19 protein-coding genes and 1 tRNA gene are annotated in these 15726 nt (G+C 71.6%); 13 read left to right on the top strand and 7 right to left on the bottom strand.

Annotated elements, in window-relative coordinates:
* Positions 1-13 precede the first annotated feature (13 nt).
* The 3 genes from EAD89_RS12500 to EAD89_RS12490 are packed head-to-tail and all read right to left on the bottom strand — an operon-like array spanning position 14 to position 1157.
* Positions 14-475, bottom strand: a complete 462-nt coding sequence (locus EAD89_RS12500) for a RidA family protein (RefSeq protein ID WP_121656350.1) — start codon at positions 473-475, stop codon at positions 14-16.
* Positions 472-627, bottom strand: coding sequence for a DUF4177 domain-containing protein (locus EAD89_RS12495; RefSeq protein WP_088950574.1), 156 nt, complete (start codon positions 625-627; stop codon positions 472-474). The genes EAD89_RS12500 and EAD89_RS12495 overlap by 4 nt, the downstream gene beginning before the upstream one ends.
* A 44-nt stretch (positions 628-671) precedes the next feature.
* A complete protein-coding gene (locus EAD89_RS12490; RefSeq protein WP_121675820.1) occupies positions 672-1157 on the bottom strand; it encodes a hypothetical protein in 486 nt (161 codons plus the stop codon).
* A 357-nt stretch (positions 1158-1514) separates the two neighbouring features.
* On the opposite strand from EAD89_RS12490, the gene EAD89_RS12485 reads away from it, so the two are divergent.
* Genes EAD89_RS12485 through EAD89_RS12475 form a run of 3 tightly spaced genes read left to right on the top strand, consistent with a single transcriptional unit; the run spans position 1515 to position 4456 of the window.
* Positions 1515-2246 (top strand): hypothetical protein, encoded by a 732-nt coding sequence (locus EAD89_RS12485; protein ID WP_368666358.1) that lies wholly within the window; start codon positions 1515-1517, stop codon positions 2244-2246.
* 26 nt (positions 2247-2272) lie between these two features.
* Complete coding sequence (locus EAD89_RS12480; protein WP_121675819.1) at positions 2273-3250, top strand: ArsA-related P-loop ATPase; 978 nt, start codon at positions 2273-2275, stop codon at positions 3248-3250.
* 54 nt (positions 3251-3304) lie between these two features.
* Positions 3305-4456 carry an ArsA-related P-loop ATPase gene (locus EAD89_RS12475; RefSeq protein ID WP_199733496.1) on the top strand — a complete coding sequence of 384 codons (1152 nt, stop codon included), beginning with the start codon at positions 3305-3307 and terminating at the stop codon, positions 4454-4456.
* A 6-nt stretch (positions 4457-4462) separates the two neighbouring features.
* Here EAD89_RS12475 and EAD89_RS12470 read toward each other — a convergent pair whose 3' ends face one another.
* The gene (locus EAD89_RS12470; RefSeq protein WP_030328078.1) at positions 4463-4783 is read right to left on the bottom strand and encodes a WhiB family transcriptional regulator; all 321 of its coding nucleotides are present in this window, start codon (positions 4781-4783) and stop codon (positions 4463-4465) included.
* 405 nt (positions 4784-5188) lie between these two features.
* On the opposite strand from EAD89_RS12470, the gene EAD89_RS12465 reads away from it, so the two are divergent.
* Positions 5189-7624: a transglycosylase domain-containing protein gene (locus tag EAD89_RS12465; protein WP_199733495.1), complete on the top strand. Its 2436-nt coding sequence runs from the start codon at positions 5189-5191 to the stop codon at positions 7622-7624.
* Between the two features lie 125 nt (positions 7625-7749).
* On the opposite strand, the gene EAD89_RS12460 is transcribed toward EAD89_RS12465, so the two are convergent.
* Positions 7750-8205 (bottom strand): GatB/YqeY domain-containing protein, encoded by a 456-nt coding sequence (locus tag EAD89_RS12460; protein WP_121675816.1) that lies wholly within the window; start codon positions 8203-8205, stop codon positions 7750-7752.
* A gap of 25 nt (positions 8206-8230) precedes the next feature.
* Between EAD89_RS12460 and EAD89_RS12455 the strand changes: the two genes are divergently transcribed.
* The 6 genes from EAD89_RS12455 to EAD89_RS12430 all read left to right on the top strand — a co-directional run bounded on the left by EAD89_RS12455 (position 8231) and on the right by EAD89_RS12430 (position 12148).
* Positions 8231-9124, top strand: coding sequence for a metallophosphoesterase (locus EAD89_RS12455; RefSeq protein ID WP_121656344.1), 894 nt, complete (start codon positions 8231-8233; stop codon positions 9122-9124).
* Positions 9125-9343: 219 nt separating this feature from the next.
* Positions 9344-9420 (top strand) — tRNA-Pro (locus tag EAD89_RS12450).
* Between the two features lie 393 nt (positions 9421-9813).
* Positions 9814-10071: a sigma factor-like helix-turn-helix DNA-binding protein gene (locus EAD89_RS31025; protein WP_233578562.1), complete on the top strand. Its 258-nt coding sequence runs from the start codon at positions 9814-9816 to the stop codon at positions 10069-10071.
* Positions 10068-11072 (top strand): CU044_5270 family protein, encoded by a 1005-nt coding sequence (locus tag EAD89_RS12440; RefSeq protein WP_121675815.1) that lies wholly within the window; start codon positions 10068-10070, stop codon positions 11070-11072. Before EAD89_RS31025 ends, EAD89_RS12440 begins: the two co-directional genes overlap by 4 nt.
* A gap of 110 nt (positions 11073-11182) precedes the next feature.
* The gene (locus EAD89_RS12435; RefSeq protein ID WP_121656341.1) at positions 11183-11806 is read left to right on the top strand and encodes a TMEM175 family protein; all 624 of its coding nucleotides are present in this window, start codon (positions 11183-11185) and stop codon (positions 11804-11806) included.
* 81 nt (positions 11807-11887) lie between these two features.
* Positions 11888-12148, top strand: a complete 261-nt coding sequence (locus tag EAD89_RS12430; RefSeq protein WP_121656340.1) for an AAA family ATPase — start codon at positions 11888-11890, stop codon at positions 12146-12148.
* On the opposite strand, the gene EAD89_RS12425 is transcribed toward EAD89_RS12430, so the two are convergent.
* Positions 12109-12372: a hypothetical protein gene (locus EAD89_RS12425; protein WP_147458795.1), complete on the bottom strand. Its 264-nt coding sequence runs from the start codon at positions 12370-12372 to the stop codon at positions 12109-12111. The genes EAD89_RS12430 and EAD89_RS12425 overlap by 40 nt on opposite strands.
* Positions 12373-12462: 90 nt before the next feature.
* Between EAD89_RS12425 and EAD89_RS12420 the strand changes: the two genes are divergently transcribed.
* Positions 12463-12894: a helix-turn-helix transcriptional regulator gene (locus tag EAD89_RS12420; protein ID WP_121675813.1), complete on the top strand. Its 432-nt coding sequence runs from the start codon at positions 12463-12465 to the stop codon at positions 12892-12894.
* 78 nt (positions 12895-12972) lie between these two features.
* On the top strand, positions 12973-13791 hold the full coding sequence (locus EAD89_RS12415; protein WP_121675812.1) for a class I SAM-dependent methyltransferase: 819 nt from the start codon (positions 12973-12975) through the stop codon (positions 13789-13791).
* Between the two features lie 28 nt (positions 13792-13819).
* On the opposite strand, the gene EAD89_RS12410 is transcribed toward EAD89_RS12415, so the two are convergent.
* Positions 13820-14293 carry a hypothetical protein gene (locus EAD89_RS12410; protein ID WP_199733494.1) on the bottom strand — a complete coding sequence of 158 codons (474 nt, stop codon included), beginning with the start codon at positions 14291-14293 and terminating at the stop codon, positions 13820-13822.
* 147 nt (positions 14294-14440) lie between these two features.
* Here EAD89_RS12410 and EAD89_RS12405 point away from each other — a divergent pair, with 147 nt between their 5' ends.
* The gene (locus tag EAD89_RS12405) at positions 14441-15724 is read left to right on the top strand and encodes an MFS transporter (protein WP_121656364.1); all 1284 of its coding nucleotides are present in this window, start codon (positions 14441-14443) and stop codon (positions 15722-15724) included.
* Positions 15725-15726 lie beyond the last annotated feature (2 nt).

Genomic DNA, 15726 nt, shown 5'->3' with positions numbered 1-15726 from the left:
GGGCGGCGACGCGTCAGGCGACCTCGACGATCAGTTCGATCTCCACCGGGGCGTCCAGGGGAAGCTCGGCCACCCCGACGGCGCTGCGGGCGTGGCGGCCGGCCTCACCGAAGACGGTGCCCAGCAGGTCGGAGGCGCCGTTGATCACGGCGGGCTGGCCGATGAAGCCGGGCGCGGAGGCCACGAACCCGGTCAGCTTGACCACCTTGACCACGTTCTCCAGGCCGACCAGCGAGTCGACTGCCGCCAGCGCGTTGAGCGCGCACCGCTGCGCCAGATCCTTCGCCTGCTCGCCGGAGATCCCGGCGCCCACCTTGCCGGTGGCCAGCAGCTTGCCCTCGGCGATCGGCAGCTGCCCGGAGACGTACACGTGCTGCCCGGACTGCACGGCCGGCACGTAGCTGGCCACCGGCGGCACGACCTCGGGCAGTTCGAGACCCAGCTCGGCGAGCTTGGCGTGCGGACCGTTGCTCATGCCTTGGGCCGCTTCAGGTACGCGACCAGCTGGTCCGGGTTCGGCCCGGGGATCACGGCGACGAGTTCCCACCCGTCCTCGCCCCAGTTGTCGAGGATCTGCTTGGTCGCATGGACCAGCAGCGGGACCGTGGAGTATTCCCACTTCTGCATCGCTGGAGGGCTCCCTCTCGGTGCGGACGTATTCGAGGCACAGCCTACGGTCCGCTGGCGGGGCGAGGTGCGGGACGCTGCTCCGGCGCCGCCGGCAGTTCCCCACAGGGCCCCTCGTGCTCGTACCCCTGGGGGCAGCGGGAGCGGTCGGGCAGCAGCAGGTCGCAGAAGACCCGGTGCCGGTTGTTCTGGTCGTCGGCGTTGGACACGGTGGTCTCACCGGCGTCCAGCTCCGGCAGGAAACCCAGGGACACCGCCACCCGCCCGGCGAGCGCGGTCGCCGCCGCGAGGTCGGGTACCCGGATCGGCAGATGGATGACGAAGCCCGGCTCCTCGTCGTCCCGGCCCCGCTCAGTTGGGCGACTCGACGCCACGGCCACCTCCGGCGGCGGCTCGGGCACCCGGCGGTACGACCGCTCGTTGACCGGCAGGCTGCCGATCGGCCCGTCGGCCTCGCCCCGGGACCCGGACCGGCGCGGCCGGTCGTTGGTCGGGAACTGGGTGCGAGGGATGTTGTCCACGTCGCGCATGCACTGCCTCCGGTCGTACCTGTCGGATCACGCCTCCGGTCCGGACCATCCGTCCGCTCCGGCCCCCGCACCCGGAATCGACGGTAGGTCCGTGGCCGCAGTCCCGCCAACAGGACGCGCACGGCCGGTGACCCGTAGTCACATATGCGACAGATCGCAGGTAAGAGGCCCGACAGCGCACCGCACCGGAGATCCCGCCGGCCGGATCCGTGGCCCCTGCCGGCCGGCCGGGGCGACACCGGTTCGGTGATTGACCGCTACCCTTCCGGTCGGACGGTCGCGCAGTGCCGGCCACCCGCTCGATCACGCTCGGCGCCAGGGGTGGCGGCGGGCGCCCGCACCCCCCGGGGGAAAGACATGACCCAACCGCCCAGCGGCGACCAGCCCGCGCTCCCGCCGGCCCACCCGGATCCCGCCGGCCCGACCGGCGCCCCGAGCGTTCCCGACCAGCCGGCCCCCGCGGCGCAGTCCGGCCCGCTCGCCCTGCCCGCACAGCCCGACCGGTCGGCGCTCCCGGCACAGCCGGCCGAGCCGACCTTCCCGGCGTCCCCGGCCGGGTCGACCGCGGCGCCGGGCACCTCCGACCCCTCGGCGATCCCGCCACCTCCGCCCGGCTACCCCCCGTACCAGGGCACCGCCGAGCCCAAGAAGAAGCGCGGCCTGCTGATCGCGGCGATCGCGCTCGTCGTGATCATGGTGCTCTGCGTGGGCGGCGGTGTGGTGGCGTTCCTGACCCTGCGCGACGCCGAGACCGGCCAGGGAGCCAAGGAACCGACTGTCGCCGTCGACGAGTTCCTCACCGCGGTCTACAAGGATCGCGACGCGACCAAGGCGGCCGGCCGCGTCTGCGCCGCCTCCCGGGACGACGAGAAGATCGCTGCGAAGATCGCGGAGGTGCAGAAGTACACCGCCGAGTACCAGACCCCCCGTTTCCGGTGGACCAGCCCGAAGGTGGACAACCAGACGGGGGACCGGGCCACCGTCTCCACCCGGCTCACCATGACCACCGCGGACGAGAAGGTGGCGGACCAGGATCTGCGCTTCACGGTGGTGCAGAAGTCGGGTTGGTGGGTCTGCGAGGTCGCGTGACCGGCCGGCCTGGATAGGCTCGACGGGTGCGTGCAGCTGAGCGGCCGACCGACCCGGCCGGCAACGGATGGTCGGCCCGTCTCCACGTGGTGACCGGCAAGGGCGGCACCGGCAAGACCAGCGTGGCCGCGGCGCTGGCCCTGGCGCTCGCCGCCGGAGGCCGGCGCACCCTGCTGGTGGAGGTCGAGGGGCGGCAGGGCATCGCCCAGCTCTTCGGCATCGACCCGCTGCCGTACGAGGAACGGCACCTCGCGGACGCCCCGGACGGCGGTGAGGTGCGCGCGCTGGCGGTGGACGCCGAGGAGGCGTTGCTCGAATACCTCGACATGTTCTACAAGCTGGGTGCGGCGGGTCGGGCGCTCCGCAAACTCGGCGCGATCGACTTCGCCACCACCATCGCCCCGGGCCTGCGCGACGTGCTGCTCACCGGCAAGGTGAAGGAGGCCACCACCCGCACCTCGGGGCAGCGACGCGCGTACGACGCGGTGGTGCTGGACGCGCCGCCGACCGGGCGGATCGGCCGGTTCCTCAACGTCACGGCTGAGACGGCCCGGCTGGCCAAGGTGGGCCCGATCAAGACCCAGAGCGAGGGTGTCTCGGCGCTGCTGCGGTCCCCGATAACCGCGGTGCACGTGGTCACGCTGCTGGAGGAGATGCCGGTGCAGGAGACGGTGGACGCCATCGCCGACCTGACCTCGCTCGGCTTCGGGGTCGGACGGGTGATCGTCAACGGCACGCGGCCACCGGTGCCCGCCGGTCGGGCGGTCAGCGCGGCCGAGCTGCGGCGCGGTCTGGTCGCCGCCGGGCTGCCGGCCGACCGGGACACCATCGCCGGCCTGCACGACGAGGCGCGTGACCAGCTCATCCGGCGCGAGCTGGAGGATTCGCTCCGCGCCGAGCTGGTGGAGTTGGGGCTGCCGATGATCGAGCTGCCGTTGCTGCCCGACGGGGTGGACCGGGCGGGGCTCGCGACCCTGGCCCAGGCTCTCGTCCGGGCCGATTGACTCACACCTGAGGTCGGCACGGGCGCACGGACCCACCCGGCCCGATACGCTCGATTGGTGCCTTCCGAAGACGCGGCGCCGCAGCTGGACGTCGACAAGATCCTCGCCGACCCGGGCGTGCGGATCGTCGTGTGCTGCGGTGCCGGAGGGGTGGGAAAGACGACCACGGCCGCCGCGCTGGCGCTGCGGGCCGCCGAGCACCACGGCCGGCGCACGGTGGTGCTCACCATCGACCCGGCCCGCCGGCTGGCCCAGTCGCTGGGCCTGACCGAGCTGGACAACACCCCCCGCCAGGTCAAGGGGATCGACGTCGAGAGCAGCGGCGGCGAACTGCACGCCATGATGCTGGACATGAAGCGCACCTTCGACGACGTGGTGCTCCAGCACACCGATCCGGCGAAGGCGGCGGAGATCTTCGCCAATCCCTTCTACCAGGCGATGAGCTCGACCTTTGCCGGCACGCAGGAATACATGGCGATGGAGAAGCTCGGCCAGTTGCACGCCCGGGGCGAGTGGGACCTGATCGTCGTGGACACTCCGCCGTCCCGCTCGGCGCTCGACTTCCTGGACGCGCCGGCCCGGCTCTCCCGCTTCCTCGACGGCCGCATGCTGCGACTGCTGCTGGCGCCGGCGCGCAGCGGCGGGCGGAGCATGTTCAGCCTGGTCACCGCCTCGTTCGGGATGTTCTCGAAGGTGGTGCAGAAGGTGCTCGGCGCGCAGCTGCTCACCGACCTGTCCGGCTTCGTGGCCGCACTGGATTCGATGTTCGGCGGCTTCCGGCAGCGGGCGGAGCAGACGTACCGCATCCTCCAGGCGCGGGAGACGGCCTTCGTGCTGGTCGCGGCGCCGGAGCCGGACGCGGTCCGCGAGGCCGCCTACTTCGCCGGCCGGTTGGGCGAGGAGAACATGCCGCTGGCCGGCCTGGTGCTCAACCGGGTGCACCGGCCGGCGGTGCCGGAGCTGGACGCGGAGCGGAGCCGGGCCGCCGCGGAGCGGCTGACCGAGCTGGGTGGGCACGAGGCCACCGCCGACGTGCTGCGGGCGCACGCCGCGCTGGCCCGCCAGGCGGTACGCGAGCAGCAGGTGGCCGCGCGGTTCACCGAGGCGTTCCCGGCGGTGCCGGCGGTGTCGGTGACGGCGCAGCCCGCCGACGTACACGACGTCGACGGGCTGCGGACGATCGGCGCGGCGATCAGCCGGCCGTGACCGAGGTCAGTTGGCCGCGCTGACGAGGATCTTGTCCTTGCCGGCCTTGTCCTTGCTGTTCTTCTTCATCGCGGCCTCGAACATCTTGCGCCAGCTCGTCACCTGCGGGTGACGACGCAGCAACGCCCGGCGTTCGCGTTCGGTCATGCCACCCCACACACCGAACTCGATCCGGTTGTCCAGCGCGTCGGCCAGGCACTCGTACCGAACTGGGCAACTCCGGCAGATCCGCTTCGCCACGTTCTGTTCGGCGCCCTGTACGAACAACGCGTCCGGGTCCCCGTTCTGACACGCCGCCAGCGACGGCCAGTCAGTGATCATGCCCATGTGTACACGTCCCCCCTTGCAGTACCTACCGACCTCGTTGCACGTCAGCCGGCAATTCCCCCCGATCGCCCGGCTCGCCTTCCCCAAGGCGGCGCGAGCGACATGTGGCGCTGTCGCCGCCCCCCATCATGCTCTGTAGTCGCCTGATTACGCAACGTTGTCGGCGAAATCCATCATTCCGGACACTCCCGGCTTCCCGGGCTCTCGACCGCCGGTTACCCCGCCGAGGTCGGCGAAAACGCTGCGCCGCCTCCTCGGGTCGGAGGAGACTTCCGCCAGGTCACACGCAACCACGCACCGGGGGTCGTGCGTTTAGCACAACGAGGGCAGCGCGCGCAGGAAATGGGGAAACAACGCCCCAGCGCCCCTCGTTCCCTACTCGCGTACCCTGCTGAGGTGACCTGGATGCGGAAACGTGACCACAATGTGCTGACCAACGCCGCATCGCTGCTCGTATGCGGCCTGTTGGCCGGCGTGGTGGTCGCCGCGGCGGCCTTCCCCGCGGTGGCGATGTCCGGCCTGGCCGCCAAGGCCGGCGCCGAGACCTTCGGCGCCCTGCCCACGGAGCTGACGGTGGCCCGCTCGCCACAGGCCAGCTACCTGTATGCCTCGGACGGCAAGACACCGCTGGCGATCATGTACGACGAGAACCGGCGCGACGCGAAGCTCGCCGACATCTCGCCGTACATGCAGAAGGCCATCATCGCGGCCGAGGACCATGACTTCTACAAGCACAACGGCGTCGACATCAACGGTGTCGCCCGCGCGTTCGTGAACAACCAGAACGAAGGCGCCGGCCGGCAGGGCGCCTCGACGCTGACCATGCAGTACGTCCGGCTGGCCATCGCGTACTCGGCCACCCACCCGGCCGACGTGGTCGCGGCGACCGAGGACACCAGCGCCCGCAAGCTGCGCGAGATGCGGCTGGCCCTCCAGGTCGACAAGGAATTCTCCAAGGACGAGATCCTCACCCGCTACCTCAACCTCGCCTCGTTCGGCAACGGCGCGTACGGCGTCTTCGCCGCCAGCCAGGTCTACTTCGGCAAGCCGCCGAGCAAGCTGAAGATCGAGGAAGCGGCGCTGCTGGCCGGGATGGTCAAGGCGCCCACCACCAACGACCCGACCACCAAGGCCGGCTTCCCGCTCGCCCTGGACCGGCGCAACTACGTCATCCAGAACATGGTCGACACCAAGGCCATCACCCAGCAGGAAGCCGACGCGGCCAAGGCGACCAAGCTGGTGGTGAAGGACAAGCGCACCCCGAACGGCTGCGTCGCCGCCAACGTCAACAGCTGGGGCTTCTTCTGCGACTACTTCTACCGCTGGTGGATGCAGCAGGAGACGTTCGGCTCGACGTCGTACGACCGTGAGCGGCGGCTGAAGAGCGGCGGCTACAACATCGTGACCTCGCTCGAGGTCCAGGCCCAGAGGGGCGCCGACAAGGCGGTCCGCAAGGCCAAGAGCGAGAACAGCAAGGAAGCCGCCATGGTCGCCGTGGTGGAGCCGGGCAGCGGGCGGGTCCGGGCGCTCGCGGTCAACCGGCAGTTCAAGCTGGACGACCCGAAGAACCCGAAGAACAAGCTCTCCAGCGATCCCGCGAAGAAGAGGAAGGGCATCCGGGGCAACTACCCGGCGACGGTCAACCCGCTGCTCACCGGCGGCGACGGCATCACCGGCTACCAGGCCGGCTCGACGTTCAAGATGTTCACCATCGTGGCGGCGCTGGAGAAGGGCATCCCCCTCAGCCACACCATCAACGCGCCGAAGCAGTTCAAGTCGGACTACATCATCGACAGCAGCAGCCCGGCGGCCTGCAAGGGCACACACTTCTACTGCCCCACCAACTCGACCGACAGCATGGCCGGCGTGCACAACATGTGGGGCGCGTTCGGCCGGTCGGTGAACACCTACTTCGTGCCACTCCAGCAGCAGGTCGGCGCGGAGAACGTGGTCAAGGCCGCCAAGAGGCTGGGGATCAACTTCCGGGCCCAGGAGGATCTGGACCTGGAGCGGGGGGCGCACCAGTGGGGCGCGTTCACCCTGGGCGTCTCGCAGACCACCCCGCTGGATCTTGCCAACGCCTACGCCACCCTGGCCGCGGACGGCAAGTTCTGCGAGCCGATCCCGGTGCAGGAGATCCGGGACCCGGACGGCAACAAGCTGGACATCGCCAACCCGCGCTGCGAGAAGCGGTTCAGCACCGACGTCGCCCGCGCCGCGGTGGACGCGGCCCGCTGCCCGGTCGGTGACCGGTCGTCGACCTCCAAGTGCACGGGAGCCACCGCCGGCAACGTGCGGGGCATCGTCGATGCGCCGGTGGCCGGCAAGTCCGGCACCACCGACTCGGAGAAGACCGCCGCCCTGGTCGCCATGACCAAGCAGTACTCGGTGGCCGGCATCATGGCCGACCCGGACTGGCCGCAGACCAACGTCGAGATGAAGCACGGCGAGAAGGACGGCATCAACCCGCCGGTGTACGAGACGCTGCGGGACGCCATGAAGAAGAAACCGCGGATCCAGTTCGAGACGCCGGGTCAGAAGATCTCCGAGGGTGACCAGCGCAGCATCCCCAACGTGAAGTGCGCGTCGGTGGACAGCGCGAAGTCCCGGCTCAAGGACGCCGGCTTCGATCCGGTCGTCGCCAGCGCGAAGGTGACGTCGACGTGCCCGGCTGGCACCGCTGCCGGCACCAGCCCGGACGGGCGCACCATCAAGGGCGGCGTGGTCACCATCCAGGTCAGCAGCGGCGGTGGCACCCCGCCGGGCACCACCAACCCGGGCGGACCCGGGCAGCCCGGCAACCCGCCCGGCCGACCCGGTGCGGGCCGCCCCGGCGGCTGAGCGAAGCAGAGGTACGAACGGGCGGGCACCCACTGCGGGTGCCCGCCCGTTCGTCTGTCGGGACTGTCGCCGCCGGCCGATCCAGCGCTGCTGGCGGTCGGGGCGTCAGATCGTGCGCGGACCGGTCAGAGGCCGAGCTGTCGGCGTACCTCGGCGGCCACCCGACCACCCTCGGCCTGGCCGGCCACCGCGGCCTGGGCCGCCTTCATCGCCGGGCCCATCTGGGCCTTGCCGGTGAAGCCACCCGCGGCGAGCGCGCCGGACACCAGCTCGGTCAGCTCGGCGTCCGAGAGCTGCTTGGGCAGGTAACGGTCCAGCACCTCGCCCTCGGCGGTCTCCTTCGCCGCCTGCTCGGAGCGGCCCGCGTCGGCGAAGGCGGTGGCCGCCTCCCGGCGCTTCTTCGCCTCCTTGGTCAGCACCGCGAGCACCTCGTCGTCGGAGAGCTCGCGCTTGGCCTTGCCGGCGACCTCGGCGGTGCCGACGGCGGCCAGGGCCATCCGCAGCGTGGAGGTGGTCAGCTCGTCGCGCGCCTTGAGCGCGGAACGCATGTCGGCAGTGAGGCGGTCCTTCAGCGTGCTCATGGACGGTCAAACTACCCTGAACGGCATGCGAAAGCGCACACTATTCCGGCTCGCCGCCGGAACCGCCGCGGTCGGAGCGGCCACCCTCGCGTACGCGTCACTCGTCGAGCGCAACATGTTCACCCTGCGGCGGTACGACGTACCGATGCTGCCGGCCGACGCGGAGCCGTTGCGCGTGCTGCACCTGTCGGACCTGCACATGATGCCCGACCAGGCGCGCAAGCAGCACTGGGTGGCGTCGCTGGCCGCCCTCGACCCGGACCTGGTCGTGGTGACCGGCGACAACATGGCGCACCCGGGCGCGGTCCCCGGGGTGCTGCGGGCGCTGCAACCGCTGCTGGACTACCCGGGAGCGTTCGTGTTCGGCTCCAACGACTACACCGGGCCGGTGTGGAAGAACCCGTTCACCTACCTGCTGCCCGACCGGGAGTACACCGAGGGCGTCGACCTGCCCTACGAGGAGCTGCGGCAGGTGTTCACCGGCGCCGGCTGGATGGACCTGAACAACGCCCGCACCATGCTCAAGGCCGGAGGCCGGCAGATCGACCTGGTGGGCGTGGACGACCCGCACATCGAGCGGGACGACTACGGCGCGGTGGACGGCGCGGTGTCAACCTCGGCGGAACTTTCCATCGCGCTGGCGCACTCCCCCGAACCGCGGGTGCTCGACCAGATGGCCGCGGACGGCTTCGGGCTGCTGCTGGCCGGGCACACGCACGGCGGGCAGGTCTGCGTACCCGGCGTCGGGGCGTTGGTCACCAACTGCGGGCTGCCCCGCTCGATGGCGCGCGGACTGCACCGGTGGCCGGGCTCGGACTCGTGGCTGCACGTCTCCGCCGGACTCGGCACCCACCCGACGGCTCCGGTCCGCTTCGCCTGCCCCCCGGAAGCGAGCATCCTCACCCTCATCCCTCGCTGACCGGGCGGCCCGCTCTCCCGCCCGCGCGCCCTCGTCCCTCGCCCGCGCGCCCTCGTCTCAAGATCCGCGCAACATCAGGGATGTTGGTGCCTCACGACGCGTTGAGGCACCAACATCGCCGAAGTTGTGCGGATCTTGGCTGCTCCGGGCGCGGTCCGACCCCCGGGGGTACCGAGTTTGACCATCGGGGCGGGTGGGCTACTATTTGTCGGCACGCCTCGGGGTGTGGCGCAGCTTGGTAGCGCGCTTCGTTCGGGACGAAGAGGTCGTCGGTTCGAATCCGGCCACCCCGACCAGAGGTAAGAGCAGATCGGGGCCCCTCCACGGAGGGGCCTTGATTCGTTTCCGGCCCTTCCTGTTCTGCTGGAAGCATTGTCCTGTAACCCTCGGCCGCTTACTGACACAAGTAGGGGTATGAGGGACGTCAACGCCCGGGGCGCCGACTGGTTCCGCGGGATCTACGCACGGCACTATCCAGACGTCGTGCGCTACGGACTGCGCCGACTCGACGGTCTGACGGCGGCGGAGGAACTGCCCAGGAGGTGTTCCTGGTGGCCTGGCGGCGCCGGTCGGAACTTCCGGCGCGGACGTTGCCCTGGCTGTATGGGGTCGCTCGTCGGCTGTTGGCCAACCATTGGCGCGCCCAACGGGCCGTACCGACGTCCGTTGAGCTGACCGAAGCTGCCGCGTTGGACCGTCATGACGGCGTCGTGCGGCTGGTCGACGTGCGCGCGGCGCTCAGCCGGCTGTCGGACGACGATCAGGAGATCCTGCGGCTGGTCGGCTGGGAGCAGTCGTCGCTGAGCGAGGCGGCGCTGGTCCTGGGCTGCGGTGCGGCCACGGCCAAAGTACGGCTGCACCGGGCTCGACGGCGACTGACCGAGATGCTCCGGGAACAGCCCGAACAGATCCTCTCACTCGACGGCCAGCTGGGAGGAGCGCGATGAACAAGCGAGTGCGAGAGCTGCTGGAGGCCGCGGACCCGGCGCGTGGGATCGAGGTGGGGGCCGGTGACGTCGAGGAAGTGTTGCGGCTCGCCAGCAACGACGTGACGTCCTACGACCGGGTGGTACCTGCTCGGCGGGCGCGCCGACTCGTTGCCGTCGGAGCGGCCTTCGCCGTGGTCGCCGTCGCGGCGATGACGGTCACGATCCTCCGGCCCACCACCGGACCCTCCGGATCATCCCAGCCTCCGACCGTTCCGGGTGCCGCGGGCGTTCCGGCTCACTGCCTGAGCACGATCGCGGATCGGATGCGAGCCACGTCGTACGACGGACAGGCCGGACGGTATGAATACCTGCACCGGAGGGGGCAGAGCAGCAGCTCGACTGCGCAGCCGGGTAGCCGCACCCAGTGGGTGAGCGTGCTGTTCAGCGAGGAGACGTGGCGGTGGCTCGCGGCCGACGGCTCGGGACGCCTGCGCATCGTGCGAGGAGCAACGACCTATCCGGACGAGGCATCGCGGACCTTCTACGCCGAGCACCCAGAAATGATCCCGAAGGAGGGTTCCGACACGGACGACCTGCGCCCGGGAGACTTCAGCGTCCTGCCACTGCCGGCGCCGCAACCTGCGGCCATGGGTGAGGCGCTGTACCAGGCGCGGGAGAACGGACCGTCGCACGTCCTTGTCAGCGTCGGGGAGCTGAACAACGAGCGGGTCGTGGACTTTGCGCGTCGGGCTGCGGTGCTGCGGTTCCTCGCCGGAACGGAGGGGGTGACCTGCCGCGGTGAGCAGACCGATCCGGCAGGACGGACCGGGACCGTGGTGTCGGCCGACTTCGGCCGAGGTCCCCGGCCGAGCCCCGGCGACTGGGGCAGGGAGTATCTGCTTTTCGACCCGCAGACCGGGGAGTTGCTGGCCAGGGGTAACGGCGCCAACTCCGCTGCCGGCGGTGTGACGTGGTCGACCGTGTACCTGGAACGGGGTTACTCGGACGTGCTCGGCTGACAACGCCCCGGCGACCTGCGGATTGGAGGAAGGAAGAGGCGGCCGGCCCGGCGGTAGTGGGCCGGGTTGAATGCCCACGGCGCGTCCGGGTGCTGCGGTAGAACTGTCGGGTGAGCCGAACCCGGCTGGAGGTGTTCAGCGATGCCGTCTTCGCGGTCGCGATCACGCTACTCGCGCTGAATCTGGCGGTCGCCGGCCCGGGTCATGGGCCGCTCCTGCATCAGGTCGCGGACCACTGGTCCTCCTTCGTCGTCTACCTGATCAGCTTCGGCACGATCGGGCTGATCTGGGTCAACCACCACGCCCTCATCGACAACCTCGTCGTCATCGACCGGACCCTGGCCCTCCTCAACCTCATCCTGCTGCTGTTCGTGGTTCTGATCCCGGTGGACACGGCGACGGTGGCCAAGTACCTCGCGCTGGGCGGGCAGGACGCCAAGGTGGCGGTGATTCTGTATGCGGCCGCCTTCCTGGGGATGGGACTGAGCTTCGCTGGGATCTTCGAATGGACCCTGCGTCCGGGGCGGCTCCCACAGCCCGTGCCGGGGGCGATCCGGTGGAAGGCGCGGCTGCGATTCGGGGCGGCGTCAATCCTGTATCTGGCCGCGATCGCCGTCGCCTTCGTCAGCCCGCCGGTGGCACTGGTCATCATCGCCGCCGTCCCCGTCTACTACATCTTCGAACGCGCACCGGCTCTCGGTTCTCCGGGTAGCGAGGCCACCCTGCCGCCGTAGCCGGTGATACCGGCGTCAACCCGGCCGTCGTCGTCTTCACCGGCACACGACTGGACGCCCCGCTGACTAGCATCGACCTCGATGGAGCTGCTGGAGCGTGCGGACGCGCTCGCCACCCTGGACGGGCTGCTGGCCTCCCCCGGCGGCGCGGTCGCGCTCGTCGCCGGCGAGGCGGGTGCCGGGAAGTCCGCCCTGCTCAGCGCGTTCGCGTCGACGGCCGCGCCGCGAGCCCGGGTCCTCTGGGGCAGCTGTGACCCGCTGCTGACGCCGCGGGCACTCGGCCCGCTGCACGACGTTGCCCGTCAGGTCGGCGGCGTCCCGCGCAGCCCGGCGGAAGCCTGATCCCCGCCCGGGTCACCCTGGGCCGCCTCGACGCCCGCCGGGGCGGCCCGGCCACCGGCGAGCATCTGGACACGGCGGCGCGCTGGGCGGCGCAGAGCCGCGAACTTCAGTTCGTCGTACCGGTCGCCGCCGCGCTGGCGGAGCGACACTGGCTGGCCGGCGAACCGGCGTCGGCGGTCCCCGAGCTGCGCCGCGCCCACCGGCTCGCTCTCGACGTCGGCCAACCGTGGTACGCCGGTGAGCTGGCGTACTGGCTCTGGCGGGTCGGCGAGCCGGTCGGGGACACCGGCGCGCTGGCGTCCCCGTACCGGCGGTTGATCGAGGGTGACTGGGCCGGTGCGGCCGAGGAGTGGCGCCAGCTCGGCTGCGCGTACCCCCGGGCGGAGGCCCTGGCCTGCGGCGACGACACGGCGGCCGGTGCGGCGCTGCGGATCCTGGACGGGCTGGGTGCCGTCGCCGTGGCCCGGCGGGTCCGGGCCGAGCTGCGCGGACGCGGGATGGCCCGGGTGCCACGGGGGCCGCGCCCGGCGACGGCCGCACACCCGACGGGCCTGACCGCCCGGCAGCGGGAGGTGCTCGCGCTGCTCGCCGAGGGGCTGAGCAACGCCGAGATCGCGGCCCGGCTGTCGCTCTCCACCCGGACCGTCGACCATCACGTGTCGGCGGTGCTGGACAAGCTCGCGGTGCCCAGCCGGGGGCACGCGGCCGCGGCGGCCCGACGGCGGGGCCTGATACCCCCAACATAGGTGTTTCTGCCGATCCCCCGGGCCAGCGCGCCACCTAGCGTCGGTGGCACACCGATCCGTCCGAGGGGGGAACCGCACATGACCACCGCACTCGATCTCAACGCCGTCAAGGCACGCCAGCAGGTGACCTGGGCCAGCGGCGACTACGGCGCGGTCGCCGCGCTCATCCACCCGATCGCCGAGTGGCTGGTGGCGGCGGCCGACCTGCCGGCCGCCGCCCGGGTGCTGGACGTGGCGACCGGCACCGGCAACGCCGCCATCGCCGCCGCCCGCTGCGGCTGCGTGGTGACCGGCGTCGACTACGTACCCGAACTGCTGGAGCGTGGCCACGCCCGGGCGGCGGCGGAGCGGCTGCCGGTCACCTTCGTGACCGGCGACGCGGAGCGGCTGGCGTACCCCGACGGGTCCTTCGACGCGGTGCTCTCCGTCGTCGGCGTGATGTTCGCGCCGGACCAGGAGCGGGCGGCGGCGGAGCTGCTCCGGGTCTGCCGACCCGGCGGCACGGTGGCGTTGGCGTCGTGGACGCCCCAGGGGTTCATCGGCGACCTGTTCCGCACGGTCGGGCGGCACGTGCCGCCGCCGGCCGGACTACGCCCGCCGGTGCAGTGGGGCGACGAGGGCCGGCTCCGCGAGCTGCTGGGCGGGTCCGTGGGCGAACTGCGGGCGGTACGCCGTGAGTTCGTCTTCCGCTTCGGCACCCCGGAGGAATTCGCCGACTTCTTCCGGGCCAACTACGGACCGACGTTGAAGGCGTTCGAGGCGCTGCCCGAGGAGCGGCGGCCGCACCTGCACGCCGACCTCGTGGAGCTGGCCCGGACGCACAACAGCGCCGGCGACGGCACGGTACGGATCCCGGCCGAGTATCTGGAAGTCGTGGCGCAGCGGACGCCGGCCTGACCCGGGGCGGAGCGCGCCGGGCGTGGTGTCAGTCCTGCCGCTCAGTGCGCTCGATCTCGGCGAACGCGGTTGCCAGGTAACCGTCGAGCGGCCGGCCCGCGGCCGACACCAGGTCGGCGACGAGCAGCGGGCCGTGCCGGGCGACCGCCGCCGGGCCCGGCGGGTTGTCGTCGTCGCCCGGGTCGTACACACCGAGCGCCCCGGCGAGCAGCACCAGCACCACGTGCGGGTCGACCTCCGGCAGCCAGTCGGCGGCCGAGCGAACGCAGACCTCCAGCACCTGGCGGACGTCGTCGCCGTCCAGCCCGTCGGGATGCGTCTCCTCCAACAGCAGCCGGACCGTCGCGCCGAGCACCAGGCCGGACCGGTCGGCACCGGTGAGGCGCGCCACGGCCGCCTCGTAGGCCGTGGCGTCGCGCTGTTGTGCGGCGGCGACGGCCTCTCCGGCGGCGACGGCGATCTCACGGGCCGATGCGGGCAGGTGTCGCCAGGTCACGCTCACCGGGCCAGCATGGCAGAGCGCACCGACACCGGGCGCGCGCACCGACCGGGCTGAGCGATGGGATCGGTCACGGCCCGCCGGCGGGCGCGCGGGGAGCCGCGGTAATCGGTTCGCCAATCGTCACACCCGGCGAACAGAATGCCGGACATGCTGCGTCGCTCCCTCCCCCGCCGCTCGGAAGCTCGCCGGCTCCTCATCGGCACCCTGCTGTCGGCGATCGGGCGCGGGCTGACCCTGCCGTTCCTGTTCATCTACCTGACCGACGTGCGCGGGCTCACCGACACCCGCGCCGGCCTGGTGATCGGCTGGTACGGCGCGGTCACCCTGGCGCTGTCGCCGCTGGGCGGGACGCTGATCGACCGGTTCGGCGCCCGCCGGGTGGTGGTGCCGTGCCTGCTGATCGAGGCGGTGGGCACCGGCTCGCTGGCGCTGGTCCACTCGACCGGCTCGGCGCTGCTGGTGATGACGGTGGTCGCCATCGGCAGCTCGGCGATCTGGTCCGGGCAGAACACGATCCTCGCCTCGCTCACCGAGGACGACGAGCGGCAGCGCGTCTTCGGGCTGAACTTCGCCCTGCTCAACCTCGGCATCGGCATCGGCGGTATGACCTCCGGCGCGATCATCGACACGGCCCGGCCCGCCACGTTCCAGGTGATCTATCTGCTGGACGCGGTGAGCTACCTGATGCCGGCGCTGATCCTGCTCACCCTGCCGGGCGTCGGCCACCGTCTCGGCCAGCGTCGGACCGGCGACGAGCCGTCGCCCGGCGGCTACCTGACCGTTCTCCGCGACCGTCCGTTCCGCCGGCTGGTCATCTTCGGTCTCGTCCTCACAACCTGCGGGTACGCCCAGATCGAGGTGGGCTTCGCCGCGTACGCCGTGCGGGTCGCCGAGGTCAACCCCCGGGTGGTGGCCTGGGCGCTCGCGGCCAACACCGTGATGATCGTGCTCGCCCAGCTGCTGGTGATCCGCCGCATCGAGGGGCGCAGCCGCACCGGTGCGCTCGCGTTGGTCGGCGCGGTGTTCGCGACCGCGTGGCTGGTCCTGGGCGCGGCCGGTCTGGTCAGCACCGAAAGCGCCCTGGTGGCCGCCCTGTGCGTGGTGGCCTGCTCGGCGATCTTCGGCTTCGGCGAGACGATGCTGTCGCCGGTGATGCCGGCGCTGACCAACGCCCTGGCCACCGATGAGCTGCGCGGCCGGTACAACGCCATGAGTTCGATGATCTTCGGGGTCAGTGGCGTGATCGGTCCGGTGACCGCCGGCCCGCTCATCGGCGCCGCCAACGGCATGGTGTGGGTCGCCGTCGTGGTCGGCGGCTGCCTGATCGCCTCGCTGGTGGCGCTCTCCCTGCGCCGGCTCCTCACCGCCGAGCAGGACGGCCGGGCGACGACCGGCTCGACCTCCCCCGAGCCGACACCCGCCCACGCCTGAAC

This window comes from Micromonospora sp. BL4 (assembly GCF_003667505.1).
GTDB lineage: Bacteria > Actinomycetota > Actinomycetes > Mycobacteriales > Micromonosporaceae > Micromonospora.
This window is presented reverse-complemented; position numbering and strand designations above follow the sequence as displayed.